6 protein-coding genes are annotated in these 7,446 nt (G+C 68.7%); all 6 read left to right on the plus strand.

Annotation, left to right across the window (positions count from 1 at the left end; all coding sequences use genetic code 11):
• Positions 1-17: 17 nt before the first annotated feature.
• The 6 genes from AC5JDC_RS08185 (at position 18) to AC5JDC_RS08210 (ending at position 7,301) form a co-directional block, all read left to right on the plus strand.
• Positions 18-1,334 (plus strand): murein hydrolase activator EnvC family protein, encoded by a 1,317-nt coding sequence (locus AC5JDC_RS08185; protein WP_495840723.1) that lies wholly within the window; start codon positions 18-20, stop codon positions 1,332-1,334.
• The gene (locus AC5JDC_RS08190; protein WP_106773028.1) at positions 1,324-2,649 is read left to right on the plus strand and encodes a S41 family peptidase; all 1,326 of its coding nucleotides are present in this window, start codon (positions 1,324-1,326) and stop codon (positions 2,647-2,649) included. The genes AC5JDC_RS08185 and AC5JDC_RS08190 overlap by 11 nt, the downstream gene beginning before the upstream one ends.
• A gap of 108 nt (positions 2,650-2,757) precedes the next feature.
• Positions 2,758-3,903, plus strand: coding sequence for a divergent polysaccharide deacetylase family protein (locus tag AC5JDC_RS08195; protein ID WP_495840725.1), 1,146 nt, complete (start codon positions 2,758-2,760; stop codon positions 3,901-3,903).
• Positions 3,904-3,980: 77 nt separating this feature from the next.
• Positions 3,981-4,505, plus strand: coding sequence for an RNA pyrophosphohydrolase (locus AC5JDC_RS08200; protein ID WP_495840727.1), 525 nt, complete (start codon positions 3,981-3,983; stop codon positions 4,503-4,505).
• A 389-nt stretch (positions 4,506-4,894) separates the two neighbouring features.
• Positions 4,895-6,016: an alanine racemase gene (alr, locus tag AC5JDC_RS08205; protein ID WP_495840729.1), complete on the plus strand. Its 1,122-nt coding sequence runs from the start codon at positions 4,895-4,897 to the stop codon at positions 6,014-6,016.
• 28 nt (positions 6,017-6,044) lie between these two features.
• Complete coding sequence (locus tag AC5JDC_RS08210) at positions 6,045-7,301, plus strand: D-amino acid dehydrogenase (protein ID WP_495840731.1); 1,257 nt, start codon at positions 6,045-6,047, stop codon at positions 7,299-7,301.
• The last annotated feature ends 145 nt before the right edge of the window (positions 7,302-7,446 follow it).

Here is a 7,446-nt window from a genome sequence, read left to right on the forward strand (position 1 = left end):
GAAAAGGGTTTGCGGACATGCTCCGCCGCGGCGCGGTTGCAGCGGCCGTGCTGTTGCTTGCCGCCGCCCCGGTGGGAGCCCGTGATGCGGACGGCTCCGACGCCGCGCCTGCCACCGCCGAAGCCGATCCCGCCGCCACCAAGCGCAGCGAGTACGATGCCGTCGCCCGCGAGATCGAGCTGTCGGCGGAGCGCATGGAAAAGCTCGCGGCCGAGATCGCCGGGGTGAGGCAGGATTATACCTCGATCACCGCCGCGCTCATCCAGGCCGCCAAGACCGAGAAGAAGCTCGGCCAGGACATCGACGAGATCTCGGCCAGGCTGCAGGATCTGAACGGCCAGGCCGACACGGTGCGCGCTTCGCTCGCCGCCCGCCGCGGCGTGCTTGCCGAAGTGCTGGGCGCGCTGCAGCGCATGGGCCTAAACCCGCCGCCGGCGATCCTGGTCAAGCCGGAAGACGCCCTGTCATCGGTGCGCAGCGCCGTGCTGCTCGGCGCCGTCGTGCCGGAACTTCGGCAGGAGACCGAAGTTCTGATGGTCGAGATGGCGGAGATGAACCGCATCACCGGCTCGATCGAGGCCGAACGCGCGCGCCTGACCGCCTCCGTCACCGAGCAGCTGGCGGAGAAGCAGCGGCTTGCCTTGCTGCTGGAGGCCAAGCAGAAGCTGCAGAGCGAGACCGAGTCCGAGCTCGCCGCCGAGCAGCGGCGCTCCGAGGATCTGGCGGCCAAGGCCGGCAGCCTGAAGGAGCTGATCGCCGCGCTGGAGCAGCAGGCGGCCAAGGATCGCGCCGCGGCGGAAGCCGCGCGTGCCGCCAAGCGCAAGATCCTCGAGCGCGAGGCGGAGATCGCCGCGCTGCCCGAGAACAACCGCGCCATGGTGTCGCTGCCCTTCGCGGCGCTGCGCGGGCAGCTCGCGACGCCGGTCAACGGCCGCTTCAGGTACCGTTTCGGCAGCAAGGACGATAACGGCGGCGTGATGCAGGGCGACATGGTTGCGACACAATCGGGCGCAATCGTCACGGCGCCCGCCGACGGCAAGGTGCTCTATGCGGGTCCGTTCCGCTCTTATGGACAACTCTTGATCCTCGACGCCGGCGACGGCTATCATGTCGTGCTGGCGGGGATGGACAGAATCACCGTCGCGCTCGGCCGATCGGTGATGGCGGGAGAGCCGGTGGGAGCGATGGGGGAAGCCAGGGTGGCGAGCACCCTGGCAAGCAGTGTGACGAATGGGCCGGAACTCTATGTCGAGTTCCGGAAGGATGGAAAACCCGTCGATCCCTCACCCTGGTGGGCGGAGCGTGTTTCTGGAAGGACAGGAAATGATACGTAAATTGTCGCTTCTGTTTGCCGGCGCGCTGATGGGCGCCTCCGCCATGGGCCTGGTCTACGGCGCGGCGGGGACGACGGCGAACGCGGCGGGCTCCGAGACATACAAGCAGCTGGCGATCTTCGGCGACATCTTCGAGCGGGTGCGCGCCCAGTATGTGACGCCGCCGGAAGAGAAGGCGCTGGTCGAAAGCGCCATCAACGGCATGCTCACCTCGCTCGATCCGCACTCCTCCTACCTCAATCCGGACGCCGCCAAGGACATGCGCGTCCAAACCAAGGGCGAGTTCGGCGGCCTCGGCATCGAGGTCACCATGGAGAACGAGCTGGTCAAGGTGATCACGCCGATCGACGACACCCCGGCCGCCAAGGCGGGCGTGCGCGCCGGCGACTACATCTCGGCGATCGACGGCACCGAGGTGCGCGGCATGACGCTGAACGACGCGGTCGAGAAGATGCGCGGCCTGGTCAACACGCCGATCAAGCTGACCATTTTGCGCGAGGGCGCCGACAAGCCGCTCGAGCTGACGATCGTGCGCGACATCATCAAGGTCAAGGCGGTCAAGTTCCGTGTCGAGAACGACATCGGCTACATGAAGATCACCTCCTTCACCGAAAAGACTTTCGACGACCTGGAAAACGCCATCAAGGAGATCAGGAAGGACGTGCCCGACGACAAGCTCAAGGGCTACGTGCTCGATCTGAGGCTCAATCCGGGCGGCCTGCTCGACCAGGCGGTCAGCGTCTCCGACGCCTTCCTCGACCGCGGCGAGATCGTCTCGACGCGCGGCCGCGATCCGAAGGACGTGACCCGCTTCGACTCGCGGGCCGGCGACGACATCGACGGCAAGCCGCTGGTGGTGCTGATCAACGGCGGTTCGGCGAGCGCTTCGGAGATCGTCGCGGGCGCCCTGCAGGACCACCGCCGCGCCACCGTGGTCGGCACCCAGTCCTTCGGCAAGGGTTCGGTGCAGACGATCATCCCGCTCGGCGAGAACGGCGCGCTCAGGCTCACCACGGCGCTCTATTACACGCCGTCCGGCAAATCGATCCAGGGCAAGGGCATCACGCCCGACATCAAGGTCGACCAGCCGCTGCCGGAGGACCTCAAGGGTGCCGACGTGTCGCGTGGCGAATCGGACCTGAAGGGCCACATCAAGGGCGTCGAGGAGAGCGACGCCGGCTCCGGCTCGGCCGCCTACGTGCCGCCGGATCCGAAGGACGACATCCAGCTCGGCTACGCGCTCGACCTGCTGCGCGGCGTAAAGACGGACCCGGCCTTCCCGCCCAATCCGGACCGGGCGGTTCTCAACCAGTAGCGTTCGAGGGCGGCGAAGACTTCGCCGCCCTTTCGGAATCGGCGAGCGTACCCGCCTCCGGCCGGAGGCGGGATTTGCCTGAACGGGGGATGGGCAAAGGGCATCGCCGTGTCGTTGACGGATAAGGAAATCGACCGCCCGCTCGGGCAGTCCGCCGGTGCGCGCCCGGCCGCCCGCCGGCCGGTCTCGGCCGGAGCTGTGGTCTCCGGCCTGGCGGTTGTCGCCATCGTCGGCGCCGCCCTGTCGATCGCGCTGCGCGAAAAGCCGTTCCGCCAGCCCGCGCCGGTCGTCACCACCACGCCCGAAGTTGCAGAGGTCGCTCCGGCATCTTCCGCCGCCGCCGCCGCTCCGCCTGCCGACGGCCCCAAGATCATCCAGGTCGATCCGGAGAAGCGGCCGGCGCCGAACGGCGTGGTCGTGATCCGCGATCCCTCGGCGGTCGGCCAGAACCTGCGGGTCGCCCACCTGCCCGAGCGCGACCTGATCGAGGACAGCCCGACCGGGCCGCTGCCGGTACGCGCCGCCGACGGCCGGCGGCCCTTCGACGTCTATGCGCGGCCGTGGTCGCGCGCGCGCGGCGCCCGCGTCGCCATCGTGCTCGGCGGCTTCGCCATCTCGCAGACCGGCACGCAGGCGGCGATCGCCGACCTGCCGGCGGAGGTGACGCTCGCCTTCTCGCCGCAGGGCAACAGCATCGGCCGCTGGATGCAGGAGGCGCGGCGCAAGGGCCACGAGATCGTCATGCAGGTGCCGCTGGAGCCGTTCGACTACCCGAACGTCGATCCGGGCCGCAACACGCTGACGGTCGAGGCCGGCGCGGCGGAGAACCTGAAACGGCTGCGCTGGGCGCTGTCGCGCACCACCAACTACACCGGCGTGATGAATTTCATGGGCGCGCGTTTCTCGGCCGACCAGGCGGCCATGCAGCCGCTCCTTGCCGAACTCGGCAAGCGCGGCCTCGCCTATCTCGACGACGGCTCCTCGGCCCGCAGCGTCGCCCCGGAGCTGGCGCTGAAGAACGGCGTGCCGCTGGCCGTCGGCGACGCCGCCATCGACGCCACCCGCGACCGCCGCGCCATCCTGCAGAAGCTCGACGAACTGGAGCGCATGGCACGCGCCAAGGGTTTTGCCATCGGCACCGGCTCGGTGTTCGGCGAGACCGTGGAGGCGGTGACGTCCTGGGTCGCCGAGGCGAAGAAGCGCGGCATCGAGATCGTGCCCGTCTCGGCGCTGGCGAGCGATCCGGAGCGGTAGGGGCCTGGCCGTTCATAAATCTCAGGCGTTGCTGCTATAGATCGGCGCTTGCGCCCATAGATTCGTCCGGACCTGCGATGCCCAAATCGAAAAAACCCGTCGATCCCGAAACCCTGCCCTACCGGCCCTGCGTTGGCGTCATGGTGCTCAACCGCGACGGGCTGGTGTGGACCGGCCACCGCATCGCCGAGCCGGACACCGAGTTCGCCGGCACGACGATGCTGTGGCAGATGCCGCAGGGCGGCATCGACGACGGCGAGGACCCGTATCCGGCAGCCCTGCGCGAGCTCTACGAGGAGACCGGCATCAAAAGCATCTCGCTGCTGGCGGAGGCGCCTCATTGGATAAAATACGACCTGCCGCCGCATCTGGTCGGCGTCGCCTTCAAGGGCAGATATCGCGGCCAGACGCAAAAATGGTTCGCGCTGCGCTTCGAGGGCGACGAGCGCGAGATCGCGATCAACCCGCCGCCGGGCGGCCACAAGGCGGAGTTCGACGCCTGGGCGTGGAGGCCGATGGCCGAGCTGCCCGACCTGATCGTGCCGTTCAAGCGCCACACCTATGTCGAGGTGGTAGCCGCCTTCCGTCACCTCGTCGCATGAGGCCACGCCCCGGGCTCGCGGCGGCGGCGGCGCTGATGCTTGCTGCCGTGCCGAGGGCCGACGCTCCTCCAGCTTGGGTTCCTCGCCCCCACGAAGAGGGGGAGAAGTGCCGAGGGCGAAGCCCGAGACGGAGAGGGGGTGCTCGGCACCCAGCCTTCCACACCGATCGGATTCTGCAAGGATTCGTGGATTGCGCGTCGGAATGGCGTGCATCGTTTCAAGCTCGCGCCGGTTAGCGGCAAGAAAGCCGCGCATCTTCTGTCTTGATGACACGAATCTTGCTGAGAGCATCGTATCCCTCCTGAACAATTGCAGGATTTTGCACCGGACCCGCTGTATCTTGCGCCTCGTTCAGGCCGGTGGGGCCCGGAAAGTGGGGGACAGGACTCTTGGACGCGCTGCCGTCATTCACGACATGCGATGCCGATCTGGCCGGAGCGATCCTGACGATCGACCTCGGCGCCATCCGCGCCAACTACCGCCTGCTGCGTGACCGGCTGGGCGGGAAGCGTTGCGCCGCCGTGGTGAAGGCCGATGCCTACGGTCTCGGTGCCGACAAGGTGGCGCCGGCGCTTGTCCGGGAAGGCTGCGACAGCTTCTTCGTCGCCCATGTCGGCGAAGGCATCGTGCTGCGGAAAATCCTCGGCGCAGCGCCGGACATCCATGTCCTCAACGGCCTTCCGCCGGGAGCGGAGGAGGCCTGCATCGCCGCCGGCCTGGTGCCGGTGATCAACAGCGCGGCGCAGCTCGCCGCCTGGCGCGGCAAGGCGGCAGCTTGCGGCCGCACCCTGCCGGCAGCCGTCCAGGTCGACAGCGGCATGGCCCGCCTCGGCATGCCGCCGCAGGAGGTGGAGCGGCTGGCCGCCGACCCCGACGCTTTCGCCGGGATCGAGGTGAAGCTGGTGATGAGCCATTTCGCCAGAGCGGACGAGCCGCATGAGGCGAGCAACGGCGCGCAGCGTGCCGCCTTCGAGGCGCTGGCGCAAAAGCTGCCGGCGGCACCGCGCTCCCTCGCCAATTCCGCCGGCATCTTTCTCGGGACCGACCACCCGTTCGACCTGGCACGGCCCGGGGCGGCGCTCTACGGCATCAATCCGACGCCGGGCCTGCCCAATCCGATGGCGCCGGTGGTGCGGCTCGACGCCAAGGTCATCCAGACGCGCATCATCGAGCCCGACACCGGCATCGGCTACGGCCATGCCGCGCGGGCCGATCGCCGCATGCAGGTCGCCACCATCGCGCTGGGCTATGCCGACGGCTGGCACCGGCGGGCGGCATCGGCCGCCTTCTTCGACGGCGCGCGGCTGCCCTTCGTCGGCCGCGTGTCGATGGATTCGATCATCCTCGACATTTCCGCCCTGCCGCAGGGCGCGCTCGCGCCCGGCGCGCTGGTCGAGCTGATCGGCGAGCACCAGACGGTCGACGAGGTGGCGGCGCAGGCCGGCACCATCGGTTACGAGATTCTCACCAGCCTCGGGCGGCGGTTTCATCGGGTTTACAAGAACGGCTGAGCGGCCGGACGGAATTTTTGGGGCGGCAATGAAAGTCTTGATCCTCGGCAGCGGCGTCATCGGCGTGACCGCCGCGCACTATCTCGCGGAGGCCGGCCACGAGGTGACGGTCGTCGACCGCCAGAGCGGGCCGGCGCTGGAGACCAGCTTCGCCAATGCCGGCGAGGTGTCGCCCGGCTACTCCTCGCCCTGGGCCGGTCCCGGCGTGCCGGTCAAGGCGATCAAGTGGCTCCTGATGAAGCACGGGCCGCTGGTGATCCGCCCAGCGCTCGATCCGGCCATGTGGAGCTGGGTGTTCCGCATGCTGCGCAACTGCACCTCGGCGCGCTATGCGGTCAACAAGGCGCGCATGGTGCCGATCGCCGAATATGCGCGCGACTGCCTGCGCGAGCTCAGGGCCTCGACCGGCATCGCCTATGACGAGCGCAGCCAAGGCACGCTGCAGCTTTTCCGCACGCAAAAACAGCTCGATGGGATCATCGGCGACATCGAGGTGCTGAAACAGTTCGGCGTGCCGTTCGAGGTGCTGGACCCGGCCGGCTGCATCGCCGCGGAGCCGGCTCTGGCCAGGGTGAAGGGCAAATTCGTCGGCGGCCTGCGCCTGCCGGGCGACGAGACCGGCGACTGCCAGATGTTCACCGAGCGGCTCGCCTCGCATGCCGCCGGACGCGGCGTGACCTTCAAATTCGGCACGACGATCGAGCGGATCGTCGCCGAGGGCGGAAAGATCGCCGGCGTCGCCACCAGCGCGGGGCTGCTCACCGCCGATGCCTATGTCGTGGCGCTGGGCAGCCATTCGCCGAAGCTGGTGCGCCCGCTCGGCCTGTCGCTGCCGGTCTATCCGATCAAGGGCTATTCGATCACCGTGCCGATCCGCGACGCGAGCGGCGCGCCGGTATCGACCGTCATGGACGAGACCTACAAGGTGGCGATCACCCGGTTGGGCAACCGCATCCGCGCCGGCGGCACGGCGGAGATCGCGGGCTTCGACCTGCGCCTGCACGACAGCCGCAAGGCGACGCTGCTGCATTCGGTCGGCGACCTGTTCCCGCAGGGCGGCGACCTGGAAGGCGCCACGTTCTGGTGCGGGCTCCGGCCGATGACGCCGGACGGCCCGCCGATCATCGGCGGCACGAAATACGGCAACCTCTATCTCAGCACCGGCCACGGCACGCTGGGCTGGACCATGTCGTGCGGCTCCGGCCGCGTGCTGGCCGACATCATCTCCGGCGGGATGCCGGAGATCGAGGTGAAGGAGCTCGGATTGAGCCGCTACGCGGCGTAGGGTCCGGCCGACGACAGAACTGTTCGTCCACCCGCACTGCCCCTCACTGTCCTGCCGGACATCTCTCCCCGCAAGCGGCTGGGCTATCGGATATGAGTTGTATCGGAGGGGCAGACAGCTCTGCGTCGTCATTCCGGGGCCGCGC

This window comes from Kumtagia sp. (genome assembly GCF_059502445.1).

Coding starts and splice junctions, on each gene's coding strand:
- AC5JDC_RS08185 (WP_495840723.1), top strand. CDS start 18: ATGCTCCGCCGCGGCGCGGTTGCAGCGGCCGTGCTGTTGCTTGCCGCC.
- AC5JDC_RS08200 (WP_495840727.1), top strand. CDS start 3,981: ATGCCCAAATCGAAAAAACCCGTCGATCCCGAAACCCTGCCCTACCGG.
- AC5JDC_RS08210 (WP_495840731.1), top strand. CDS start 6,045: ATGAAAGTCTTGATCCTCGGCAGCGGCGTCATCGGCGTGACCGCCGCG.
- AC5JDC_RS08190 (WP_106773028.1), top strand. CDS start 1,324: ATGATACGTAAATTGTCGCTTCTGTTTGCCGGCGCGCTGATGGGCGCC.